This is a genomic window from Xiashengella succiniciproducens (genome assembly GCF_023674465.1).
Classification (GTDB): Bacteria; Bacteroidota; Bacteroidia; order Bacteroidales; family Marinilabiliaceae; genus Geofilum; species Geofilum succiniciproducens.
In genome coordinates this window covers 3,000,345-3,023,381 of record NZ_CP098400.1, presented here as the reverse complement: position 1 = coordinate 3,023,381, position 23,037 = coordinate 3,000,345, and the positions used below count along the sequence as shown (strand labels likewise).

Here is a 23,037-nt window from a genome sequence, read left to right as displayed (position 1 = left end):
TATTAGTTAACTGAAATCTCGTATGGGATCCTTGCCTGAATAGGATAGGCATTCTCAAGAGATTTAACTGTTTTCAGTACTTTGTATTCTTCTCCAAGCAGGGTCTCCATAATTTTAGCAGTGGCATTACCAGAGAAGCTTTTCATTAGCTGTTCAATTGATGATAACTGTTCAGGAAGTTCGACTATCCTATAGGTTTCAATACCGGCCATATTTGCTGCAACGGCTATAGCATCATCAATACCACCAAGTTTGTCCACAAGGTTAATTCCAATTGCATTCTCACCGCTCCAGACACGACCTTCACCAATCTTACCGATGGCTTCTTTTTCAACACTTCTTCCATCTGCGCAACGGGTCAGAAATACTTCATAGAAGCGTTCGATATAAGCTTGCATGATTCGCCTTTCATCAGCATTAAATGGACGATCCAATGATGGGAAATCAGCAAACTCGTTGGTTACAACTCTGTCTGTAGTAATACCAATCTTGTTGATCAGCTTTTGAGCGTTGGGTACTATGCTGAAGACCCCAATACTACCTGTAAGAGTTGTAGGATGCGCAATAATGGTATCGGCAGCACACGCAATATAGTAACCTCCTGATGCTGCATAATCACCCATGGATACAACAACTGGCTTAGTCTCCTTTGCGAGTTTTACTTCTCTCCAGATGATTTCTGAGCCCAGGCCTGAACCGCCGGGAGAGTTAATCCTGAATACTATAGCCTTAATGCTGCTATCGCGACGTGCTTCGCGGATAGTACGTGAGAGTTCTTCTGAGTCAATGCCACCAGATGAACTTGCATCGTCAATTGCACCTTCGGCATAGATAACGGCAATCTTGTTCTTTTCAAGACCTTTTTTCTTTTCTTTTGGCAGATATACCGAACTATATGCTCTTACACCTATAGCATTGAGGTCATCGTTGTCCTCAGTGTTGGTAAGAGCCTTTAATTCACTGATAACTTCATCCTTGTACCTGAGGCCATCAATAAGTTTGAGATCTAACAGCTGTTCACCAGGCAACATTACTGGTACCATTGATGCAGCGCTGTTGAGTTCCTCAACTGTTAGCCCACGACTAGCCGAAATTGAATTAAGGATATGGTTCCACATAGAATTAAGGTATACTTCAGCCTGCAGACGGGCTGGATCGCTCATCTTGTCAAGAATGTACGGCTCAACAGCAGACTTGAACTCACCATGCTTGAATACTTGCACTTCAACACCAAGTTTTTCAAGTAGTCCTTTGTAGAAAGTGTAAGAGCCTGCAAGGCCTTGAAAATCAAGCATTCCTTCAGGATTAAGATATACCTTATCACCTGCTGTAGCCAGATAGTATCCTTTTTGAGAATATGTTGAATTGAAGCTATAAATAAACTTGCCTGAGGCGCGAAAATCCAGAAGGGCATTTCTGATCTCTTCGATCGTGGCATAGCCTGTACTTGGCATTCCACTCTCCAGGTAAATTCCTTTGATGCGATCGTCGTCCTTTGCCTGTTTGATGGCTTTAAGGACCTGGTTAAGACCTACTGAAGGTTCGCTTCCGGTTAGCTCAGCTGTCAAATCTGCCAAAATATCATTACTGTTTCTTTCAGTAATAGCACCATTAAGGTCCAGTACAAGGATAGAATTATCTTTAACCTTGACCTCCTGACTTGCTGAAGAAGCCAGACTGCTGATGATCATGAAGAAGCCCATGGTAAGGATGAATACAGATACCAGGGCTCCAGCTATTACTGCCAGGAAATACTTAAAAAACTTATTCATAATTTCTTTTTAATTTTGAGTTTTGGAATTGCTAAGGTACAAAATTGAATTAAATCAATCGGATAGCCTGTCATTTTTGTTGGCTAATGGTGATTTTTTGATTATTATGAAAGTATTAATTCTGCTTGGGGGAAATGAAGGAGATACTCCTACTATATTCCAGTTGGCTATTGAGTTGATAGCCAGAAGGGCAGGCAGGGTTGTTGCTGTATCTTCCCTGTATGAAAGCAGTCCCTGGGGATTTGAGGCAAAGAGGAATTTCCTCAATTGTGTACTGGAACTAGAGACAACTTTGGAACCTGAGGTCTTACTTGATACACTTCTTAAAGTTGAGGGAGAGCTTGGACGAAAAAGGCCGGAAGGCATTGGTTATGCCTCCCGGCCAATAGATATTGATATCCTGTTTATTGATAATCTTGTAATTGACTCTGATGCTTTAATAGTTCCCCATCCTCGTCTTCACCTACGACGTTTTACCCTGTTACCACTAAATGAATTGTGGGCCGGATGGCTTCATCCGGTATTTGGTAAAACAGTCGGTGATCTGTTACAGGACTGTGAAGATCAGGGTATGGTCAAACTCCATTCTCATAGTTTGGAACCATAAGCAAGGTCTCCAGCATCTCCCAGACCGGGTACTATATAGGATTTTGCATTCAGTTCCTCATCTACAGCAGCAAGCCACAATGTGACAGGTTCTCTTTCCATAGCCTTGCATATGTAATCCACACCTGCCTGACTTGCAATTATGCTGACAATATGTACATGAGCCGGGGTACCCTTTGAAAGCAGAGCTCTGTATGCCAGCTCAAGTGAAGCCCCTGTTGCTAGCATTGGATCTGCTAGGATAACGGTTTTCCCATTAAGATCGGGAGATGAAATATACTCTATGTGAATCTCAAACTTTCCAGCCTCATCATACTTCCTGTATGCTGAAACAAATGCATTCTCGCTACGGTCGAAAATGTTGAGGATTCCGTTGTGTAAAGGGATTCCGGCACGAAGGATTGATGCAATTACTACATTGTCAGTCAAAACGGATTCTTTTGCTATTCCCAGCGGGGTTTGGATGTCCTTTTCTTTGTAGCTAAGAACCTTACTTACTTCGTAGGCAAAGATTTCACCAATACGTTCAAGATTGCGGCGAAAGCGCATGGGATCGGTCTGGATGTCCCTATCCCTTAATTCAGCTATGAATTGGTTGAAAATCGACGCAGGTTTGTTAATTATGTTGATCTTCATCGGTTTTTATTGCAAAGGTAGTTTGAAATATTAAAACTCAGACGTACACCTGATTTTTTGTGTTGTTTTTTTACTCGTCTGAATAAATTCCATAATCGCAGAAGGAGGTGGTTTTCAAATGCAGGGTAATATTCTTTCTGTGATCCGAAGCCCTCGTAAAAACGTCTTACTCCTGAGAGGTCTGAACCCTCAAAGTCAAGGATAATACCAGTTCCCGCATATTCTCTGATTACATTGTCAATTATGGCAAACATACTTCGGTATTCGAGGCCTTGTAGCGAAGAGCTGCCCGAAAGAAAGGTCAGACGCCCGTATTTATTGAGGAAGAATGCCATGGCCAAGGGCTCTCCCTTGGAATTGTCACATGAAATAATAAACCCGCAACTGCGCTGTAGTGCCTCATCAACTATTCCCTTAAGCAAACGTAGATCTTTATCTGAGATGCTATAGTTCAGGTGCTTTTTTGTAAAGTCAATGAACTGATCTGAAGAGTTGCAAGGTCCAGTACCAAATGATTTCTGTTTGGATATTTTCAGATTGCGTCTGCAATTATCCGAGAAGTTTACGGCCAACTGCTCATAGGTGCTGGTAAGAGGCAAAATGCAGTTTTCCTTTAGTCTGACAGATCTGCCTAATTGGGATATAACACCTTTTGTGGAGTTATACTCTGGAATACCGGGTAAGTTTTCAGACCTCTGTTTGGCAGAACCAACCATCATAGAAGAGTTCCCGTTGAGATTGACAACGGGATAGCAAATTTTTTGCAATGTGTCTATAAGGGTCATCGGATAAGGAACTTCCTTGGAGAAAATACCAAGCTGTTGGACAAACAGGGGCTGCATAACCAGAGAAAGACCAATTGAACGATTGACTGGTAGCGGGAAAAGGAAGCCATAGTCGACGTCGACTATGGCGGACCAATCCGGAGAGCAAATATCAAGATACCAGCTTTCGGCATAGATTAAAGGATGGTGGGAGGAAGCTATTCCCTTGTCCCAAAGCTCCCTGTTTATCTCCTTGTTTTTTAGAAATCTTAGGTCCATTAGTAATCACGGTGACTATAGCAGATTTTCGTCAGCAAAGCTAAAGTAGGAATTATCCGTGACAATGATGTGGTCTATTACAGGGACCTCCATAATTTTGCCGGCATCCCTGAGTTTTTCTGTTATCCTGATGTCAGCATCACTTGGCCTGATATTGCCTGAGGGGTGATTGTGTACCAGAATCAGAGAAGATGCTCTTGTCTCTAGAGCTCGTTTCATAACCATTCTTACATCTATGACAGTACCTGTCATTCCACCCTTGCTCAGGTTGTACTGGTGAATCAGTCTGTTGGATCGACTAAGCATAAGTATCCAAAACTCTTCATGAGGCAGGTCGCCAATTAGTGGATTCATTATGTTGAAGGCATCAGTGCTGCTTCTGATAGTCGGTTTTTCGAGTGATTCCTCAAGCCTGCGTCTTCTGCCGAGTTCCATTGCGGCAACTATTGTAACTGCCTTTGCTTCTCCAATGCCATGAAAGCGTCCGGTAAGCTCATTCACCTCAGCCTTACCTAGTTCATTTAGGTTATTGTTGAACCCGGCCATTATTTTCCTGGCAAGGTCAACAGCGGATTCTTTTCGGCTTCCGGATCCAATAAGTATTGCAAGAAGTTCTGCATCTGAAAGTGAGGCCATTCCTTTGTGTAGCAGTTTTTCGCGCGGACGGTCCTCCACTGCAAGGTCCTTAATTGTAAGTTTTGAGTATTGAGCCATGGTTAAAGTTTTGCCATTCAAGCTAATAAATTTGCAAATAATTGGCAATGGAGATGAGGTTGGCTCAAATGTCCCCGATTTAAATATCGTACCTTGCGATTGAGAATAGATGATATTTAAGAAGAGCAGTTAATTGCTGCCTTAGAGAAACTGGGTTAGAAGAAAACAACAAAGGCCGTCTTAAAAAGACAGCCTGTTTTTGTAGTCCCTAGGGGAATCGAACCCCTGTTTCCAGAATGAAAATCTGGCGTCCTAACCCCTAGACGAAGGGACCGGTTTCCCGGACGATTAAGCCAGGGAATTAATATGGTTTGCCAAACTGGCCTTCAGGTTTGCAGCTTTATTCTTGTGAATAATATTCTTCTTAGCCAATTTGTCAATCATGGACGCCACTTTCGGATAAAGCTCTGATGCAGCAGCTTTCTCCGTGGTCAGACGCAGAGCCTTGATAGCATTACGTGTAGTTTTTGCGTAATACCTGTTCCTCAGATTACGGGTAACGGTCTGCCTGATCCTCTTCTTTGATGATTGATGATTTGCCATCTCAATTGTTTAAATAAAGTTCTAATTGTTTTTACCTGTAGTCCCTAGGGGAATCGAACCCCTGTTTCCAGAATGAAAATCTGGCGTCCTAACCCCTAGACGAAGGGACCAAAAATGAATGCAATAGAAAATCGTTTTTCAATTGCGGATGCAAAGATATATCAAATTTGTTTTCTTCCAAATTTAAGAAACAAAAAAGTTGATTTTTACTTATAGGCAAGTCAATGAAGCTTTTATGATGTTGGTCAAAAATTGGGGCCTCTTGGGTACACCTTTAGCTCCAGTCTTTTACCTTTGTTATTTTATTTGTCTCATTTTAGTAAACATTAGATTGGCCATAACCTAAAGCTTTGATTATCATGGAGAATCAAACTATTGTCGGACAGCAAACAAAGGTTAACACTCAAATTTTCGATACTCCCGAGGAAGGCGCAAGGTATGTAGCTGCCAAAATTGCTGCATTTATAAATAAGAGGAACAGTGAAGGATTGCCCACGGTATTGGGCCTTGCTACTGGAAATACTCCAATACCACTTTATATGGAACTTGTTAGGCTTCACAAAGAGGAGGGATTGAGTTTTAAAAAAGTGATTAGTTTCAATCTGGATGAATATTATCCAATATCACCTGACGATGTAAATAGCTATCACTACTTCATGTTCAAGCATCTTTTCTCACATATAGATATAGACAGGGCAAATGTTCATATACCAGTAGGCACTTTGGCTGAACATATGATTAATGAGTACTGTGAAGGTTACGAAAGGATGATCAGGGAAGCCGGCGGTATTGACATACAGATACTAGGAATAGGACGTGCCGGTCACATTGGTTTTAATGAACCCGGATCTCAGCTTAATGATATTACTCGTCTTGTGACACTGAATCCTTTGACCATAAGTGACGCAGCTGGGGATTTTGGTGGAGCTGAGTTTGTACCAAGGAAAGCTTTGACCATGGGTGTCAGGACTATTATGGAAGCCAGAAAGGTCTTTCTACTGGGATGGGGAGAGAAGAAGACTGAGATACTTGCTAAGGCAATTGAAGGGCAAGTTGGTATTGAGGTGCCAGCGTCTTTCCTTCAAAAACATAAGGATACTGAATTTATTCTTGACAAGGGTGCAGCATCAAAGTTAGCCTGCTGCAAGTACTGATTATTTAGAAGGACGCAAATGACTTCACAGTAAGCTTGACATATTTATGATCTAAAATACCGCTGGTTTAATTATTTTTTTATTCCTTTGTGTCAAACTAAAAGTGGAGGGATTTGGCCGATTGCAACCACTCAAAAAAAATGCTAAAACGCATCTTTTTGCCTATCGACTTATAAATCCCTTGGAAAATTTTGTTTAACTAAGCTTTTGACCTGCTGGTCAAAAGACTATAATGTATTTTCGTTATGGGATATTTATTCACTTCAGAGTCTGTTTCAGAAGGCCATCCGGACAAAGTAGCAGATCAGATTTCAGACGCAATTCTTGATGAACTGCTTCGCCAGGATCCGCATTCACGTGTGGCATGCGAGACCTTTGTTACAACAGGTTTGGTTGTAGTTGGTGGTGAGATCAAAACCAGTGGTTATGTTCCGGTGCAGAAGGTTGTAAGGCGTGTTATTGAGCGTATAGGTTACAACAAATCTGAGTATAAGTTTGATGCCGGTTCATGTGGTATTATTTCTGTTATTCATGAACAATCAGAAGATATCAACAGAGGAGTTGACCGTGATTCGGAGGAGAATCAGGGGGCTGGTGACCAGGGAATGATGTTTGGTTATGCATGCAAGGATACTGAGGATTATATGCCACTTGCACTTCATCTGTCACACCTGTTGCTTTTAGAGCTGGCTGCCATACGTCGTGAGGCTAAGCAAATGACCTATCTTAGACCGGACTCCAAGTCGCAGGTGACCTTGGAATATTCAGATGATAACAGGCCGGTAAGGGTTCACACTATAGTAGTGTCTACTCAGCACGATCCATTTGATGACGATGAGGAGAGGATGCTTGCAAAGATCAAGGAAGATGTACAGAATATTCTGATCCCAAGGGTAATCAAAAAACTTAATTCTTCAATTGCCGGTTTGTTCAGGGACTTTATCCTCCATGTCAATCCTACAGGTAAATTTGTAATTGGTGGTCCACATGGAGATACCGGACTTACAGGTCGTAAGATTATTGTTGACACATATGGAGGCAAAGGAGCCCACGGTGGAGGCGCTTTCTCAGGTAAAGATTGTTCCAAGGTGGACCGTTCAGCAGCCTATGCAGCACGTCACATTGCCAAGAATATGGTGGCAGCTGGAGTGGCAGACGAAATGCTTGTTCAGATAGCATATGCTATTGGAGTGGCTCAGCCTGTAGGTGTATATGTCAATACATATGGAACGTCAAAGGTTAAGTTGACTGATGGTGAAATTGCCACCCATGTTCAGAAGCTATTTGACCTTCGTCCTGGTATGATAATACGTCGCCTGGGACTAAAGAACCCGATTTTTGAGGCTACTGCTGCTTATGGGCATATGGGACGCAAGCCATATACGGACCTCGTTACCTTCATTGAGAATGGCAAGGAGGTTAAGAAAGAAGTTGAATTCTTTACATGGGAGAAGCTTGATTACGTTGATTCAATAAAGAAGGAATTTGGATTGTAAGAGGCATTATATACAAATTCAAAGATTGGCGTATTTTAAGCTGACAATTATGACAGATTATGCATAATTTTATGCTTATGAAGCCTCTGTTACTATCGGTTGACTATGAGTTGTTTTTCGGGGATGATGCAGGTACCGTTGAGAACTGTATGATCCGGCCGTTAAACCACTTGATGGAAATATTGGAGCCAAGTGGGTCAAAAATGACGGTCTTTATTGATGTGATGCATTATTACAGGTTAAAGGAGTTGGAACGGGAAGTTCCCGACCTTCGTTTTGACCGTGAGCTGATTGATAAGCAGGTGTCAGTTCTCCTGAAAAGGGGCCATGATATTCAGATGAACATTCATCCACACTGGTTGGATGCCAGGTGGGAGAACAATAAGTGGCACTTTTCATACAATCGTTTTACAATTCACCGCCTCTGGGACGAGGAAGATGAAACTGATATAAACACTATAACAGGTTGTATCACCCAGTGCCGTATTCTACTTGAGGAAATAGCCCGGAAGACTATCCCTGACTACAAGGTCAGGGTATTCCGGGCCGGGGGATACAGAGTCGAACCCTTTGGAAAGATTGCAGCAGCCCTTAAGCAAAACGGGATAAAGGTGGACTCTTCAGCAGCCTATGGCATGGAAAGCTATAGTCCGGAGTTCTATTTTGACTACAGGAAGATGCCTGCAGGGATTCATTACAGGTTTGACAGCAGTGTGCTTAAGGAGTCTAAGGACGGATATTTCTGGGAGTTACCTAAAGGTACCGTAAAGGTTCCCTTTTACAGGAGGGCCCAGTTTTATATACTTTGGAATTTTGTTCATACCAACAAGGGTACTTACGGAGACGGTAAGCGACTGGGTTTCTTAAAGAAGGAGCAATCAGGCCATTTGTGGTCAAAGCTTGGTAGCCGGTATTATATGTTTAGTGCTGAAGGCACTGATGCAATAAGGTGGAGGTATCTGTACACAAATAGCAGACCTTATTCACAGGTTGTTATCAACCTGAAGAACATGAGTCCTTTTGCGATGGAGGTCGTAAAGGATTCACTGAACAAGGAAGAAATCTTCTTTGTTTCGTTGCTTGACCGCATCAAAGAGCTTGGTGTATATAACGATTTATGACGTTCATCAAAGCATGGATTTTATTTTCGGTCTTAGTAAAGGCAATTTTGTAACTTGCCCCTCATAAAATCAAAAAGGAGATTATGTTTCAACAGTTAATTGAGAAAAAGGCAGTATTGTCCGTAACTGGTCTTGGATATGTAGGACTTCCTATTGCGCTTGAATTTGCACGTAAAATGAAGGTAATAGGATTTGACTTAAACAGCGAAAGGGTCGAACTTATGCGCAAGCATATAGATCCCAGCAACGAATTGGATGCATCTGCATTCGAAGGTTGTGATATCGAGTTTACAAGCAATCCAGCAGATTTGGCAAAGGCCAGTTTTCATGTTGTGGCTGTACCTACTCCTATTAATGAACACAAACTGCCTGATCTCAAGCCTTTGTTGGGTGCTACCACATCTGTTGGAAGGGCGCTGAAAAAGGGTGACTATGTTGTGTTTGAATCAACTGTATATCCTGGTTGCACCGAAGATGACTGTGTCCCAATCCTGGAGAGAGAATCAGGATTCAAACTCAATAAGGATTTTAAGGTAGGCTATTCTCCTGAGCGCATTAACCCGGGTGATAAAGAGCATACGCTAACGAAAATTTTAAAGATCGTATCCGGAAGCGATGAGGAGGCTCTCAGGGAAATATCCAAGGTCTATGGTGCAATTATTAAGGCTGGTATCTATGAGGCCAGTTCTATTAAAGTTGCCGAGGCTGCTAAAATTATAGAGAACACTCAACGTGATGTCAATATCGCGTTGATGAACGAACTCTCGCTTATATTCAACAAGCTTAATATTAATACTTACGAGGTGCTTGAAGCAGCAGGTACAAAGTGGAACTTCCTTAAGTTCTCTCCTGGTCTTGTAGGTGGACACTGTATTGGTGTGGATCCTTATTACCTGACCTACAAGGCTAACGAACTAGGTATTCACTCAAGGATTATAAATGGTGGACGCATGATCAATGACGATATGGCATCGTATATTGCTAACCAGATAGTAAAGCGTCTGATTTCAGCCGGTCATGCAATCAATGGCTCAAGAGTACTAGTTATGGGTGCTACCTTTAAGGAAAATGTTAGTGATATCCGCAATTCTAAAGTTGCCGATATGGTATATGAGCTGAAATCTTTTAGTGTCAATGTTGATGTTGTTGATCCGCATGCTTCATCAAAAGAGTTGATAAAAGAATACGGTTTTGGACTTGTTGATGCACCAACAGGCAAATACCATGCTGTTGTGGTTGCCGTCAACCACAACGAATTCCTCAAGTTAAGCGATGAAGAGTTCAAAAATCTTTGTGTTGAAAACGGACTCTTTGTTGATATCAAAGGAGCCTTCCGCAAAAGAGATATTGGTCTGGAATACCTAAGCCTCTGACCTGGGCTCCAGCCTCCAGCCTATTTGGATGTTTTGTTGGAATAAATCAGGCATAATGAAGATAATAGCCGGGGAACTTTGTGTGCGAGACATCAACCTTGACGATGCCGATTCTTATCTTGAGATTTTTGGGAACCCTGAGGTTGCCAGGTACGATGATTTTCAACCTATTACCAGTGATGACCTGGTTGCGGATATGGCACGTCTGATAAGGCAGACAGATGAGAGCCGCATACAGGAATATGGCGTCTATCTGCAACCCGACAACAAGATGATAGGGGTAATCACTATTGAGAGAAAGCGTCTTTACTACTATCTTGGATATCATTTCAACCCTGCCTTCCATGGAAAGGGCTTTGCTGTCCGTTCAGTAAGGGCTTTTGTTGATGCACTGGATGAAGATAAAAAGTCCCGTCTCAGACTGGTGTCGGATCCTGAAAACAAAGCCTCACTTGCCCTGGCCGGCAAGCTGGGATTTAAATTTTTGAAGAGACGCAAGCACAAGGGAGCTCCTGAGCTGGTGTTTGTTTACAGATAGAGACCTTTACTGCTTCTTAAACCATCTTGAAGCATTCTCGACAGCCTCACTTATCGGCAGAAATTTATAGTTAAACTGCGTAGAAAACTTTTCCGCTGAGTAGTATGATACTGAGTGTGCAGTTCGGGCTGTATCCTTGGTAATAGCTGGAGCCTTGCCTGCAATGGCACATAATACAAGATTAATTCTCCATCCCAGTTCTGTAATCCATTTACTGGCTCTAATAAAGGGAGGTCGTTTACCAAGTGCTTTTGCTACTATGGTAAAGAATTCCTTGTATGTCAGGTTTTCGCTGTTGAGGATGTAGCGTTCGTTGACCACATCACTCTCCATAAGCATTACAGCAGCACGGGCTACATCACGCACATCGACAAAACCTGCACCTCCGTTAGTGTAGAATGGCATCCCTTTTTTGACAGAGTAAAAGAGACGTCCACTGCTTCTTTTCCAGTTTACCGGACCTATTACAACGGAGGGATTGACTATTACTACAGGAAGTCCTTCCTTGGATGCGCGCCACACCTCCATTTCGGCCCTGAACTTACTGTATGAATACGCAGAGCGGTAATCATCAGGTTGCCATTCCACGTTTTCGTCAATAATGTTGCTTTCAAGATTCTTGCCAAGGGAGGAAACCGAACTAACGTAGCAGACTTTTTCAATGCCTACCTGGAGGCAGGCATTCATCAGATTGGCCGTCCCCTCGGTATTTACCTGAAGCATCAGTTCAGATTCGCCGGGATTGAATGACACCCTGGCAGCAGCATGATATACGTGTTTAACACCTTGCAGTGCATCAACAAGGGCATAATAGTCGGTAACATCTGCTTCAACCCATTCTATAAGATCAAGCTGTTGCTGTGCATCTTCCTTATAGAACCTGAAGATTCTTTCTGTTTCACTGATGTTTTTTCTATTTCTGTAAATTGCTCTGACAGGATAGCCCTTTTCAGTGAGAAGAAATAACAGATGTGAACCTACCAATCCTGTGCCGCCGCTTACTAATATCATAACCTCAGTTTAACTGTTTCAGAAATTGTTACTAAATTAGCAAATAAAATAATTCGGTTGTTCTAAAGTCGAAATTGATTAAACCCAGAATATATGTTTTCCGGAATAGTTGAAGAGGCTGCAACAGTTGTTGCATTGGAAAGGGAAGAGGGCAATCTACATATAAGCCTGAAGAGTTCGTTTACCAGCGAGCTTAAAATAGACCAGAGCGTAGCGCATAATGGAGTCTGTCTTACGGTTGTAAAGACTGTTGGCGATGTTTATACTGTTACAGCTATTGCCGAAACCTTACAAAAGTCAAATCTCGGTTTACTTTCAATAGGGGATAAGGTCAATCTTGAGCGTAGCATGCCAATGAATGGCCGCCTTGACGGCCATATAGTTCAAGGCCATGTCGATCAGACTGCTGTTTGTACCGAAGTAAAGGAAGCTGATGGAAGCTGGTATTTTACTTTTAGATACGACTTTGATAAAGCTAAGGCAGAACAGGGATATATGACTGTTGAGAAAGGCTCAGTTTGCGTGAACGGTGTTAGCCTGACAGTGGTAAACAGCCGTATAGACAGCTTCTCAGTTGCGATAATTCCCTATACTTATTGCCATACCAATTTCCATCAAATCAAACCGGGTACTGTTGTTAACCTGGAATTTGATATAGTAGGGAAATACATTAGCCGGATTATGGCTCTCAGGAATTCCTGAGAGTTTAATCAAGCCTCCTGTGCTTTACATATTTCACTTTAAACACAGGGTTGGCTGCTGCCACATTATTATATAGTACTACCCTGTTAAAATTGAATTGCGAGGAAGGAAGCTGAAGGTATAGAACAGGTACTTCAACTTTTCCTAAAGCCGCATCTTCAAAAAATGCCTGATTAAGTTTGAATGTATAGCTAAGGCTACTTTCATCAAAGGCAGCAGCAGAGGTTATAAACATTGCAACTTCATCGCCATCACTATCTATATAGGTGGGATTTTTCATTATTCCCCTGCTGTCCTTCATTTTTATCTGTAGTACATTGCTGGCCGGGGTAAACAGCCCGTCAACTTTCGTAAGTGTATCAGCCGTGAAAATCAGATCTACTCCACTTATGCCTATTTGTAAGTCTCCTGAGTTATTTTTCAAGGAATCCTTCCACTCATATATTAAAGAGCTGATATCAAATTCAGCATAACTGCCGGCCAGTCCCTGGATCATCAACATCGAAGCATCAGTCGTTCCGGTTACAATAGAACCAGAGAATGTATGAGAGTACCTGTTGAAGAATCTTGAAGAACGATCTATAACGAATTCGTAGTTATATTTTTTTATAGAGTCATTGGTAACCTGCTTGTGGTAATACAAAACCAGTTTCGCATCCCTGTTATAGAGGTTAAACAGCAGTAGAGATCCTGCTGATGAAGGATTTAAAGGAGTTGTTATATAAAGACCATTAAAGGCTTCCTTGAAAAGCTCATCACTGCTTAGCTGTTCAGATGTCAGGTTGAATAGCTTGTTGGCAACTTCGTCAGCAAGTCTTATTTCCATCGGATATAGACCTTGTAACGTATTCCATATTGAGTCAGTCAGGGTATCGCCAATTCCACCGTGTACAGTATATTCCTTCTCTGCAAGCAGATTGGCATAGTATTTACCCATTATTTCAAAGTCGTTATAGTATCTGGCTTCGGAAGATGCTTTTTCGAGTTTCTCGCTTAACTCATATACCTGTAACTTTTGTTTGGCATCCAATTTTCCAAACCAGTCCTGATAGAAATATGGAAGTCGGAGAATTACCGAGTCAGGAAACATTTTCTCTTGTGCAGGGGCTTTTGTATCCGGATCATAATAGAAAGGATCAATACCTGCTTTCGATAATGAAAACTCTGTAACAAAGTCGGCCTTTACAGGACCAAAGATAGGATCGCTGAAATATCCAAGGATAGCAGTAGCTCCGCTCGAGTGACTGTCAGTAATAACCCTGTCGGGTATCACATTTTTGGCATAAAAGGCTTTACTGATACTATTACCCTGAATGATATCCGATTTGGGCAATGTATCAAGCCCTATATTTGCAGGGTCATTATTACAAGAAGAGAAAAAAGCAGGCAACAGGCTTAATGCTGCCAGTTTGATAAGCCCAGACATTTTGTTTGACATATAGTCTTGTTAGTTTTATTGATTTAGTCTCCTGTCTCCGCTCTAACAACTTACAACGCGTCGTAAAAATCATTGTAAGCATCAACATAATCTTCTTCTCCCTGGTAGTCAAGGAATGGTTTGCCGCATTCCTTTGCGTATTTCTCAACATCAGGATCCACTATACTACTGGCCTTTATAACGCCATCAGACATATTTATTGCCAGTTTGCTCAGGCTTGCATATGTTGGGTCCTCAAGCAATTTCAGGTCCTTCTCCGAAACTCCCATGGCTTTAATTTTTGCTTTGATCCCCTTATCCAAAGGCTGTGTAAAAGCATCATTGTATAGAGTGTATACAACTTTGGCCTTTGAAAAGAAAGGGTCATCATGCATGGTCTTCTTGATAAGAACCGGCGCAAGTGCAGTGAACCATCCATTACAATGAACTACATCAGGGGCCCATCTAAGTTTCTTGATTGTCTCCAAAACCCCACGGGCAAAGAATAAGGCACGTTCATCGTTATCTGCAAATTCAGTGCCATCATCGTCTGCTGTCGTGTATTTCCTTTGAAAATAGTCATCGTTATCAATGAAGTAAACCTGCATTCTTGCAGCTTGAAGTGAAGCAACTTTTATAATGAGTGGGTGATCGGTATCATTTATAATAAGGTTCATTCCCGAAAGGCGAATTACTTCGTGAAGTTGATTTCTTCTTTCATTTATGGAACCAAAGCGCGGCATAAAGGTTCTGATCTCTTTGCCCCTTTCCTGGATCCCCTGCGGAAGATTGCGTGCCAGTACTGATTGCTCGTTTTCTGGAAGGAAAGGAGTAATTTCCTGGGAGATAAATAGGACTTTGCTTTTTTCCATTGTACTATAAAAAAATGTAAGTTTCTGACAAAAGTACAAAAAATATGCTACTAAAACAAAGCCTGTTATCCTTGTGTCTGCTTGCTTATTACCGTATATTTGGCACGAGGGGTTCGATTTTTGGTTTTTTTTAATGTCTAATTTTTATTGTTTGGTATTTATTCCTTTATTTTGCCGCGTTTTTCTTTTTGATTGTTAATGGAAATAATTACAACTTCATCTTCAATCTCTTCAAAGGTTGAAGAGTTAAAAACGGCAGGGAAAACAATCGGCTTTGTTCCCACTATGGGAGCCTTGCATGAAGGTCACCTCTCGCTTGTAAGAATAGCATCCGGCCATTGCGATGTTGTTGTTGTAAGTGTTTTTGTTAACCCTACCCAGTTTAATGATCCAAAAGATCTGGAACGTTATCCTCGTGACCTTCAAAAGGATGCGAAGTTACTTTCAGAAACGCGCTGTGAACTTATTTTCGCACCGACTGTTCAGGATATATACCCCGAACCCGATACCAGGGTATTTGATTTCGGGTTGATTGACAAGGTGATGGAAGGAAAGTACAGACCGGGTCATTTTAACGGGGTTGCGCAGGTAGTCAGCAGGTTGTTTGATATTGTTAAACCCCACAAGGCATTTTTTGGGGAAAAAGATTTCCAACAACTTGCGGTGATCAGGGAGATGGTAAGGCAGTTGAAGTTGGAGGTGGAGATCGTTGCCTGCCCTATAGTCAGGGAAGCTGACGGACTTGCCATGAGTTCCAGAAATCTGCTTTTGAACGAAAAGCAGAGAAATAGTGCGCCTTTTATTGCGCGAACATTATTTGAATCTTGTAAATTTGCCGCAACTCATAATGTTGGGGATACGGTAAAATATGTTATTGATAGTGTCGATGCTACACCGGAGTTGAAGACTGAGTATTTTTCAATTGTTGATGGAAATACACTTCAGGAGGTGTCTTCATGGGATGAAAGCGATTATATTGTGGGATGTATTGCAGTGCATACCGGTGAGATAAGACTTATTGATAATGTTGTTTACAAAAAAGCTTAATCATGCTTATCCACGTTGTTAAATCTAAGTTGCATAACGTAACTGTAACGGAGGCAAATCTCAACTATGTCGGTAGTATTACTATCGATGAGGAGCTGATGGAAGCCGCCAATATTTTCGAGAACGAAAAGGTTCAGGTGGTTAATAATAACAATGGTGAGAGAATTGAGACCTACGTTATTAAGGGCGAGAGAGGTTCCGGAGTAATATGCCTGAATGGCGCTGCAGCTCGTAAGGTTGCAGTAGGTGATGTTGTAATAATTATCACCTATGCTATAATTCCGGTTGATGAGGCTAAGGGACACAAGCCTATCTTTGTCTTTCCCGACACGGCTACCAACAGGCTTATCTAAAGGCCTGCTGTCTTTCTTTGAATTGAGGAAGGCGCGATGTTTTCATAGAGAAGGGTTAAAACTAATAAGCTTTAACTGAACCATCATGATGGTGCAGTTAAAGCTCTTTTTATGTCCATACCTGATCACCATACCTCATTCACAAGTCTGAAACTATTTGTAAATTGCAGGAGAGATAAACTTACTTAATAGATGGCCAAGACTAAAACTGTATATATCTGTAGTAACTGTGGTACTGAATCTCCCAAGTGGATAGGAAAATGCTTTTCTTGTGGTGAGTGGAATACTTTTGTTGAAGAGGTCGTTCAGACCGGAAAGAATAGTCTGAGGTCGCAGCCTTTGCCAGGTGAGATAACCAGGGCAACGCCACTCCCGGTAAGCGGAATAGATACACAACGTCTGCCCAGGATTGACACAGGTATTGAGGAATTAAACAGGGTGCTTGGAGGTGGGATGGTTCCCGGATCACTTATTCTTTTGGGTGGCGAACCGGGTATAGGGAAGTCAACCCTTGTCCTGCAAATGGCACTGAGACTAAGTAGGTATAAGGTGCTATATGTATCAGGTGAGGAAAGTCCGGGGCAAATCAAACTAAGGGCTGACCGTCTCTTGCCTGATCATGGAGACCATTGCCTGATATTATGCGAAACATCGGTTGAGCAGATTATCGCTCATATATATAATGAGAAACCTGACATTCTGATAATTGATTCAATCCAAACACTTGAAAGGGAAGGTGTAGAATCAGCTCCGGGAAGTGTTACCCAGGTACGAGAATCATCTGCTGCTATTCTTAGGGTTGCTAAGGAGCAAAACCTACCGGTTTTGCTCATTGGACACATCAACAAGGAAGGCAGTCTGGCCGGTCCCAAGGTACTTGAGCACATGGTGGATGTTGTGCTGCAATTTGAAGGCGACCGTCATTATATGTATCGCATCATCCGATCAGTAAAGAACCGTTTTGGTTCAACTTCGGAGATAGGAATTTTTGAGATGGAAAGCGGAGGGTTGAGGGAGGTAACCAATCCCAGCGAAATGCTGCTTGCCCATCAGGATGAGGAAATGAGCGGAATAGCGATCTGTGCTGCCTTGGAGGGGGTTCGTCCATTTCTGATAGAGGTTCAGGCATTGGCAAGTACTGCAGCCTATGGTACGCCACAAAGATCATCAACTGGGTTTGACTTGCGCAGACTTAATATGTTACTGGCTGTACTTGAAAAGCGTGCCGGGTTCAAACTGGCTGCAAAGGATGTCTTCCTTAATATTGCAGGTGGGCTGAAGGTAACCGACCCTGCAATTGACCTGGCTGTTGTGAGTGCCATTCTGTCATCCAATACAGATCTGCCTGTTTCGCGGGATCTTTGTCTGACAGGAGAGGTCGGTCTGTCAGGTGAGATAAGACCTGTAACCAGAATTGAGCAGCGTATTATTGAAGCCGAAAAGCTGGGTTTTAAAACGATAATAATCCCTCGTTATAACAAGGGGATTAACTTCAACAAGTTTGAGATACGTATACAGCAGTGCGGCAAAATAGAAGAGGCATTCCGGAGCTTATTCAGCTGATCCGGAATGCCTCATATTTTTGTTGCCTCAATGCCTGCCTTTATAAATTATCGCATTCTATGGCAGAACCTTTCGCAGTAATAAATTGATTGTTAATATAGTTCGTCACCCATTACTGTTTCAATCTCAATCTCTTCTTCTGATACCGGTACATACTCATCAGGACAGAAAAGATTTATGTTGAACCCTGCCGGTGCCTCGAAGCTATCTTCAAGAGAGTAGGGCAGCTCCGGATTATTATATGCCGGGGTCATGTATAAGGCCCAGATTGGAAGGGCAAGATTTGCACCCTGTCCCAAAGAAATATTATCGAAGTGAATATCTCTTTCTTCACCACCAACCCAAACCCCGGTCACCAGGTTAGGTGTAACACCAATAAACCAACCGTCTGAATTATTTTGTGTGGTACCGGTCTTTCCGCCAATGCTTCCTTTGAGTCCGTATTTTAATCTAAGACGTACCCCCGTTCCCGTATTGACTACACCCTGAAGCAGGTTAATCATCAGATAGGCATTATGTTCGTTGATGGCTTCATTTTTCTTTGGAGTGAAGCTCTCAATCACGTTGCCGTAGCGGTCTTCTATTCTTGTCACAAATAGAGGTTCAACATGTACTCCTTTGTTTGCATATGTTGCATATGCTGCCACCATTTCCCTGAGAGTGAAGTCTGGTGTACCCAATGCCAGAGCGGGAACTGGGTCCATTGGACTTCTGATTCCAAGAGTACGGCATATTCTTACAACAGCCTCGGGATTGTACTGCTTCATAATCCAGGCTGTAATATTATTGTTGGATTGAGCCAGACCCCACTTAAGTGATACCATCTCCCCGGATCTCTTGTCCGACGAGTTACGCGGTGTCCATGTATCACCTGTTGGCAGATAGAAAGTCTGAGGGACATTTGGTACCAGATCGCATGGTGTCAGACCTTCCTGCATTGCCAGAGTATAGACAAAGGGTTTGATTGTTGAACCGACCTGACGTTTACCGTCAGTTGCCATGTCGTATTTGAAGTGCTTATAATTGATACCACCGACATAAGCTTTTACATGGCCGGTAAGCGGATCCATCGAAAAGAGACTTGACCTTAGGAAGCTCTTGTAATAATGGATAGAGTCAAGAGGTGTCATTATAGTGTCTATCTCTCCCTTGTAGGAGAAAACCCGCATTTTAACAGGCGACTTGAATGCCTTCATTATTGAGTCCTCAGATACACCCAGGCTTTTGAGTATTCTATAACGATCAGTCTGTTGAATTGCTCTCCTTATTATTCCTGAATATTGTTCCTGTGAGATATGCTGTGTATATGGAGCTCGTGCACGACCTCTCTTTTCGGTGGTGAACTTGGGTTGGATGTCTGTGGACATGTGCTCTATTACTGCCTGTTCGGCATATGACTGAAGTCTTGAATCAATGGTTGTATATATTTTCAGACCATCACGGTAAATGTCATAGATAGAGCCGTCTCCCTTAAGTCGTTTATTGACCCAACCATAGAGAGGATTAGTAGCCCATTCTATACTGTCTTCCTTAAATTTCTGCATCTGCCATGAAGCGTAATGCTCACGCGCAGGCTCCTTGGCTGTAAGCGTAACTCTTAGATACTCCCTGAAATATGGCGCCAAACCGCCAACATGGTCAGAACGGTTAAAGTTGATTACCATAGGAAGATTCTTAAGTGAGTCATACTCAGCTCTTGTAAGGTACTTGGTTTTCATCATCTGATTTAGTACCACGTTGCGTCGTTGTTGGGTAAGTTCCGGCCTTCTTACAGGGTTATATAATGATGGGTTTTTCAGCATACCTATCAAAACTGCAGCCTCTTCAATTTTGAGAGAGTCAGGATAGGTATTGAAAAAGGTTGAGGCAGCAGACTTTATACCATAGGCGTCATAGATGAAAGGTGCCTTATTGAGATACATTGTTAAAATCTCTTCCTTGGTGTAGCTTCTTTCCAGTTTTACTGCAATAACCCATTCCTTAAGTTTTTGCATGCCGCGTTCCAGCTTACTCTTGGCCGGGGTATGAAAGAGCAGCTTGGCAAGCTGCTGGGTAATTGTAGAACCACCACCCGAACTCTCTTCCCTGAGCAATACAGTCTTGACCAGTACCCGCATAAGCCCTCTTCCGTCAATACCTGAATGGTCATAAAACCGTTTGTCCTCAGTTGCGATAAGGGCGTTAATTACATTTGGAGATATTTCATCATATTCAACGCGGCTCCTGTTTTCAAGAAAGAATCTTCCCAGCAGTACTCCGTCGGCAGCATATATTTCAGTCGCCAGATTGCTTTCCGGATTCTCGAGTTCCTCAAAACTTGGCATAAAGCCCAGAGCCCCGGCTGATATCAGAAAGAACAGAAGTACCAGAAATAATACTCCGGCAATAAAGGTGCCGTACATATATTTCACTATCTTCTTTACTCTTGGTGTATTTTCTTTCATGTTTATTGAGTAATAGATTTTCCGGGGTAAATTTATGAAAATATAGGGCTATATTTTATTTTCCTAAGGTAAAGATAAGTTTTTGCATCCTTGTACGTTCATTTTGTTTATACAGGGAGCTTAGATTTATTTTAGGCCATAGTAATTAATATTTTATAAATTTGCCCGGCGGAATCTGCTGATTCCGCTCATGTAATAATGCCTAGCTGCAATGGAGCAAAAAGGAAAAGGGAAGGGGAAGAACCTTCTGATTGTGGAGTCACCATCAAAGGCCAAGACAATTGAAAAATTTCTTGGTGAAGATTTCGTAGTTAAGTCTAGTTACGGCCATATTCGTGATTTGTCCAAGAAAGATTACGGAATTGACATTGAGAAGAATTTTGAGCCTCAGTATGTAGTGGCCCCGGAAAAGAAGGAGTTGGTAAAGGAACTGAAGACCCTTGTGAATAAATCGGATACGGTATGGCTTGCTTCCGATGAGGACCGTGAAGGAGAGGCGATAGCCTGGCACCTTGCTGAAGTTTTGGAGTTGAAGCCCGATAAGACACGGCGCATTGTATTCCATGAGATTACGAAGCCGGCTATACTTAACGCCATACAAACTCCCAGAAATATTGACAGGAATCTTGTTGATGCCCAGCAGGCCAGACGGGTGCTTGACCGTCTGGTAGGCTTTGAACTATCTCCGGTACTCTGGAGGAAGGTTAAGCCATCGTTGTCGGCAGGAAGGGTTCAGTCTGTGGCCGTTCGTCTGTTGGTTGAACGTGAGAGGGAGATTTTTAGTTTCCAGTCTGAGTCCTCTTTCAGAGTGACAGCCAAATTTATGGTAACAGTCGAGGATGGACGCACTCATGAATTTAAGGCAGAGCTCAACAAGCGATTTAAGACCGAGAAGGAAGCAGAGGAATTCCTGGAGCACTGTAAGAAGGCTTCATTTGAAGTTGATGAGGTGGTTCGCAAGCCTCTTGTCAAATCGCCTGCGGCACCTTTTACAACATCTACTCTTCAACAGGAAGCATCACGCAAGCTTGGCTTTTCAGTAGGGCAAACCATGTCTATTGCCCAACGTCTGTATGAAGAGGGAAAGATTACCTACATGCGTACCGACTCTGTCAATCTTTCCGATTTTGCAATCAGGTTGGCTGCTGATCAAATCAGGAAGGAAATGGGAGAGGAGTATGTAAAGACCCGTAAATACAAGACTACTTCCAAAGGTGCCCAGGAGGCTCACGAGGCAATCCGTCCCACATATCTCGATAAACCTTCGATTAGTGGTACAGCAGCTGAGCAGCGTTTGTACGACCTGATCTACAAACGTACTATTGCATCTCAGATGAGTGATGCGAAAATCGAGAAGACAAATGTAAATATTAAGGTCAGTGGCTCGCCATTTGTTTTCCAGGCATCGGGAGAGGTAATATTATTTGATGGTTTTCTGAAAGTATATATTGAGTCGACCGATCATGAGAGGGAGGATGAGGAAGCACCAGGTTTCCTCCCGGCCATGAAAAAGGGGGATAAGCTTGAACGTGGAATGCTGGAGGCTAAGGAGCGCTGGTCGCAAAAACCTCCCCGTTATTCAGAGGCAAGCCTGGTTCGCAAGCTTGAAGAGCTTGGCATAGGTCGACCCTCGACCTATGCTCCTACTATCAGTACGATACAGCAAAGAGGTTATGTTGTCAGAGAGGACCGCGAAGGGACTCCCCGACAGGTCCGTTCTCTTACCCTTAAGGGAGAAAAGATTACTGCAAAGACACTTACAGAGATTACAGGAAGCGAGAGATCCAAGCTTTTCCCAACTGATATCGCGATGGTCGTGAATGACTTCCTTGTAAGATATTTCCCAGATATAGTAAACTATGACTTTACTGCTAAGGTTGAGAAGGAATTTGACAGCATAGCAGCAGGGGAATTGAAATGGAATGACTCAATAGCCCGGTTTTATCAAGTCTTCCACCAGAAAGTGGAGGAGACACTTGAGAAGTCAGAACGCAATAGCGGTGAACGGGTGTTGGGTACCGATCCGCGCACTGGTAAGACCGTGTCTGTAAGGATTGGACGTTATGGTCCGATGGCTCAGCTGGGTGATGGCAATGAAGGGGATGACAAACCAGTCTTTGCCAGCCTTGTAAAGGGTCAACATATTGAAACCATCACTCTTGAGGAGGCCCTCAAATTATTTGAGTTACCCCGAACCCTAGGAGAATATGAAGGTAAAACCGTTGTGGTGGGGGTAGGACGCTTTGGCCCTTACATAAGACATGATGGTAAGTTCACCTCTCTTAAGAAAGGAGTCGATGACCCACTGGAGATTTCTATTGAGAGGGCTATTGAATTAATTGAAGAAAAAAGGGAAAAAGACAATAATAGGATAATTAGGACGTTTGAAGAAGAACCGGAATTGCAAATTCTCAATGGAAGATGGGGGCCTTATATTAGCTTTAACAATGCTAACTACAAGATCCCCAAAGGTACAGAGGCTTCGCAATTGACACTAGAGGATTGTCGGAAGATAGTATCTGAGGGTGATGCCAAATCTGGAGGCAAGAAGGAAGCAAAGTCAAAAGCCAAGACAAAGGCAAAGACAAGTGCTAAACCCAAAGCAAGGACGAAGAAAAAGTAAAGGGTATAG

Annotated in this window: 20 protein-coding genes and 2 tRNA genes; 11 read left to right on the top strand and 11 right to left on the bottom strand. The window is 42.6% G+C overall.

The features are described 5' to 3' along the window. Positions 1-2 precede the first annotated feature (2 nt). Positions 3-1,772 (bottom strand): signal peptide peptidase SppA, encoded by a 1,770-nt coding sequence (sppA, locus tag M9189_RS12530; RefSeq protein ID WP_250723702.1) that lies wholly within the window; start codon positions 1,770-1,772, stop codon positions 3-5. A 106-nt stretch (positions 1,773-1,878) separates the two neighbouring features. Here sppA and folK point away from each other — a divergent pair, with 106 nt between their 5' ends. Next, entirely contained in the window at positions 1,879-2,379 is a 501-nt protein-coding gene (gene folK, locus M9189_RS12525) for a 2-amino-4-hydroxy-6-hydroxymethyldihydropteridine diphosphokinase (RefSeq protein ID WP_250723700.1), read from the top strand. On the opposite strand, the gene upp is transcribed toward folK, so the two are convergent. From upp to M9189_RS12495, 6 genes are all read right to left on the bottom strand, one after another. Continuing rightward, positions 2,361-3,014 carry a uracil phosphoribosyltransferase gene (gene upp, locus M9189_RS12520; protein WP_250723698.1) on the bottom strand — a complete coding sequence of 218 codons (654 nt, stop codon included), beginning with the start codon at positions 3,012-3,014 and terminating at the stop codon, positions 2,361-2,363. The genes folK and upp overlap by 19 nt on opposite strands. Continuing rightward, a complete protein-coding gene (locus M9189_RS12515; RefSeq protein ID WP_250723696.1) occupies positions 3,011-4,057 on the bottom strand; it encodes a hypothetical protein in 1,047 nt (348 codons plus the stop codon). Before M9189_RS12515 ends, upp begins: the two co-directional genes overlap by 4 nt. A 15-nt stretch (positions 4,058-4,072) precedes the next feature. Beyond that, positions 4,073-4,771 carry a RadC family protein gene (radC, locus tag M9189_RS12510; RefSeq protein WP_250723695.1) on the bottom strand — a complete coding sequence of 233 codons (699 nt, stop codon included), beginning with the start codon at positions 4,769-4,771 and terminating at the stop codon, positions 4,073-4,075. Between the two features lie 202 nt (positions 4,772-4,973). Continuing rightward, positions 4,974-5,045 (bottom strand) — tRNA-Glu (locus M9189_RS12505). Between the two features lie 14 nt (positions 5,046-5,059). After that, a complete protein-coding gene (gene rpsT / locus M9189_RS12500) occupies positions 5,060-5,314 on the bottom strand; it encodes a 30S ribosomal protein S20 (RefSeq protein WP_250723693.1) in 255 nt (84 codons plus the stop codon). Positions 5,315-5,352: 38 nt separating this feature from the next. Then, a tRNA-Glu gene (locus tag M9189_RS12495) sits at positions 5,353-5,424 on the bottom strand. Between the two features lie 249 nt (positions 5,425-5,673). Here M9189_RS12495 and nagB point away from each other — a divergent pair. The 5 genes from nagB to M9189_RS12470 all read left to right on the top strand — a co-directional run bounded on the left by nagB (position 5,674) and on the right by M9189_RS12470 (position 10,996). Further along, a complete protein-coding gene (nagB, locus tag M9189_RS12490; protein WP_250723691.1) occupies positions 5,674-6,468 on the top strand; it encodes a glucosamine-6-phosphate deaminase in 795 nt (264 codons plus the stop codon). 245 nt (positions 6,469-6,713) lie between these two features. Beyond that, positions 6,714-7,964, top strand: a complete 1,251-nt coding sequence (gene metK, locus M9189_RS12485; RefSeq protein WP_250723690.1) for a methionine adenosyltransferase — start codon at positions 6,714-6,716, stop codon at positions 7,962-7,964. Positions 7,965-8,041: 77 nt separating this feature from the next. Continuing rightward, positions 8,042-9,085, top strand: coding sequence for a polysaccharide deacetylase family protein (locus M9189_RS12480; protein WP_250723688.1), 1,044 nt, complete (start codon positions 8,042-8,044; stop codon positions 9,083-9,085). 83 nt (positions 9,086-9,168) lie between these two features. After that, a complete protein-coding gene (locus M9189_RS12475; protein ID WP_250723687.1) occupies positions 9,169-10,458 on the top strand; it encodes a nucleotide sugar dehydrogenase in 1,290 nt (429 codons plus the stop codon). Positions 10,459-10,513: 55 nt separating this feature from the next. After that, the gene (locus M9189_RS12470; protein WP_250723686.1) at positions 10,514-10,996 is read left to right on the top strand and encodes a GNAT family N-acetyltransferase; all 483 of its coding nucleotides are present in this window, start codon (positions 10,514-10,516) and stop codon (positions 10,994-10,996) included. 6 nt (positions 10,997-11,002) lie between these two features. Here the strand turns inward: M9189_RS12470 and M9189_RS12465 are convergent, their stop codons facing one another. Further along, positions 11,003-12,007: an NAD-dependent epimerase/dehydratase family protein gene (locus tag M9189_RS12465; protein WP_250723684.1), complete on the bottom strand. Its 1,005-nt coding sequence runs from the start codon at positions 12,005-12,007 to the stop codon at positions 11,003-11,005. A 93-nt stretch (positions 12,008-12,100) separates the two neighbouring features. Here M9189_RS12465 and M9189_RS12460 point away from each other — a divergent pair, with 93 nt between their 5' ends. Then, positions 12,101-12,709, top strand: coding sequence for a riboflavin synthase (locus M9189_RS12460; protein ID WP_250723683.1), 609 nt, complete (start codon positions 12,101-12,103; stop codon positions 12,707-12,709). Between the two features lie 4 nt (positions 12,710-12,713). On the opposite strand, the gene M9189_RS12455 is transcribed toward M9189_RS12460, so the two are convergent. Both M9189_RS12455 and M9189_RS12450 read right to left on the bottom strand, forming a co-directional pair. Next, a complete protein-coding gene (locus tag M9189_RS12455) occupies positions 12,714-14,147 on the bottom strand; it encodes a DUF4270 family protein (RefSeq protein ID WP_250723682.1) in 1,434 nt (477 codons plus the stop codon). 50 nt (positions 14,148-14,197) lie between these two features. Beyond that, entirely contained in the window at positions 14,198-14,998 is an 801-nt protein-coding gene (locus M9189_RS12450) for a glycogen/starch synthase (protein ID WP_250723681.1), read from the bottom strand. A gap of 198 nt (positions 14,999-15,196) precedes the next feature. Here M9189_RS12450 and panC point away from each other — a divergent pair, with 198 nt between their 5' ends. The 3 genes from panC (at position 15,197) to radA (ending at position 17,961) form a co-directional block, all read left to right on the top strand. Continuing rightward, positions 15,197-16,045, top strand: coding sequence for a pantoate--beta-alanine ligase (gene panC, locus M9189_RS12445; protein WP_250723680.1), 849 nt, complete (start codon positions 15,197-15,199; stop codon positions 16,043-16,045). A gap of 2 nt (positions 16,046-16,047) precedes the next feature. After that, entirely contained in the window at positions 16,048-16,398 is a 351-nt protein-coding gene (gene panD / locus M9189_RS12440) for an aspartate 1-decarboxylase (RefSeq protein ID WP_250723676.1), read from the top strand. Positions 16,399-16,590: 192 nt separating this feature from the next. Beyond that, the gene (gene radA / locus M9189_RS12435; protein WP_250723674.1) at positions 16,591-17,961 is read left to right on the top strand and encodes a DNA repair protein RadA; all 1,371 of its coding nucleotides are present in this window, start codon (positions 16,591-16,593) and stop codon (positions 17,959-17,961) included. 92 nt (positions 17,962-18,053) lie between these two features. On the opposite strand, the gene M9189_RS12430 is transcribed toward radA, so the two are convergent. After that, positions 18,054-20,405 (bottom strand): penicillin-binding protein 1A, encoded by a 2,352-nt coding sequence (locus tag M9189_RS12430; RefSeq protein ID WP_250723672.1) that lies wholly within the window; start codon positions 20,403-20,405, stop codon positions 18,054-18,056. A 211-nt stretch (positions 20,406-20,616) separates the two neighbouring features. On the opposite strand from M9189_RS12430, the gene topA reads away from it, so the two are divergent. Then, positions 20,617-23,028 carry a type I DNA topoisomerase gene (gene topA / locus M9189_RS12425; protein WP_250723670.1) on the top strand — a complete coding sequence of 804 codons (2,412 nt, stop codon included), beginning with the start codon at positions 20,617-20,619 and terminating at the stop codon, positions 23,026-23,028. The last annotated feature ends 9 nt before the right edge of the window (positions 23,029-23,037 follow it).

Bases quoted from the DNA above. Each gene is read 5' to 3' on its own strand.
- sppA (WP_250723702.1), bottom strand. From the start codon at position 1,772: ATGAATAAGTTTTTTAAGTATTTCCTGGCAGTAATAGCTGGAGCCCTG.
- folK (WP_250723700.1), top strand. From the start codon at position 1,879: ATGAAAGTATTAATTCTGCTTGGGGGAAATGAAGGAGATACTCCTACT.
- upp (WP_250723698.1), bottom strand. From the start codon at position 3,014: ATGAAGATCAACATAATTAACAAACCTGCGTCGATTTTCAACCAATTC.
- M9189_RS12515 (WP_250723696.1), bottom strand. From the start codon at position 4,057: ATGGACCTAAGATTTCTAAAAAACAAGGAGATAAACAGGGAGCTTTGG.
- radC (WP_250723695.1), bottom strand. From the start codon at position 4,771: ATGGCTCAATACTCAAAACTTACAATTAAGGACCTTGCAGTGGAGGAC.
- rpsT (WP_250723693.1), bottom strand. From the start codon at position 5,314: ATGGCAAATCATCAATCATCAAAGAAGAGGATCAGGCAGACCGTTACC.
- nagB (WP_250723691.1), top strand. From the start codon at position 5,674: ATGGAGAATCAAACTATTGTCGGACAGCAAACAAAGGTTAACACTCAA.
- metK (WP_250723690.1), top strand. From the start codon at position 6,714: ATGGGATATTTATTCACTTCAGAGTCTGTTTCAGAAGGCCATCCGGAC.
- M9189_RS12480 (WP_250723688.1), top strand. From the start codon at position 8,042: ATGAAGCCTCTGTTACTATCGGTTGACTATGAGTTGTTTTTCGGGGAT.
- M9189_RS12475 (WP_250723687.1), top strand. From the start codon at position 9,169: ATGTTTCAACAGTTAATTGAGAAAAAGGCAGTATTGTCCGTAACTGGT.
- M9189_RS12470 (WP_250723686.1), top strand. From the start codon at position 10,514: ATGAAGATAATAGCCGGGGAACTTTGTGTGCGAGACATCAACCTTGAC.
- M9189_RS12465 (WP_250723684.1), bottom strand. From the start codon at position 12,007: ATGATATTAGTAAGCGGCGGCACAGGATTGGTAGGTTCACATCTGTTA.
- M9189_RS12460 (WP_250723683.1), top strand. From the start codon at position 12,101: ATGTTTTCCGGAATAGTTGAAGAGGCTGCAACAGTTGTTGCATTGGAA.
- M9189_RS12455 (WP_250723682.1), bottom strand. From the start codon at position 14,147: ATGTCAAACAAAATGTCTGGGCTTATCAAACTGGCAGCATTAAGCCTG.
- M9189_RS12450 (WP_250723681.1), bottom strand. From the start codon at position 14,998: ATGGAAAAAAGCAAAGTCCTATTTATCTCCCAGGAAATTACTCCTTTC.
- panC (WP_250723680.1), top strand. From the start codon at position 15,197: ATGGAAATAATTACAACTTCATCTTCAATCTCTTCAAAGGTTGAAGAG.
- panD (WP_250723676.1), top strand. From the start codon at position 16,048: ATGCTTATCCACGTTGTTAAATCTAAGTTGCATAACGTAACTGTAACG.
- radA (WP_250723674.1), top strand. From the start codon at position 16,591: ATGGCCAAGACTAAAACTGTATATATCTGTAGTAACTGTGGTACTGAA.
- M9189_RS12430 (WP_250723672.1), bottom strand. From the start codon at position 20,405: ATGAAAGAAAATACACCAAGAGTAAAGAAGATAGTGAAATATATGTAC.
- topA (WP_250723670.1), top strand. From the start codon at position 20,617: ATGGAGCAAAAAGGAAAAGGGAAGGGGAAGAACCTTCTGATTGTGGAG.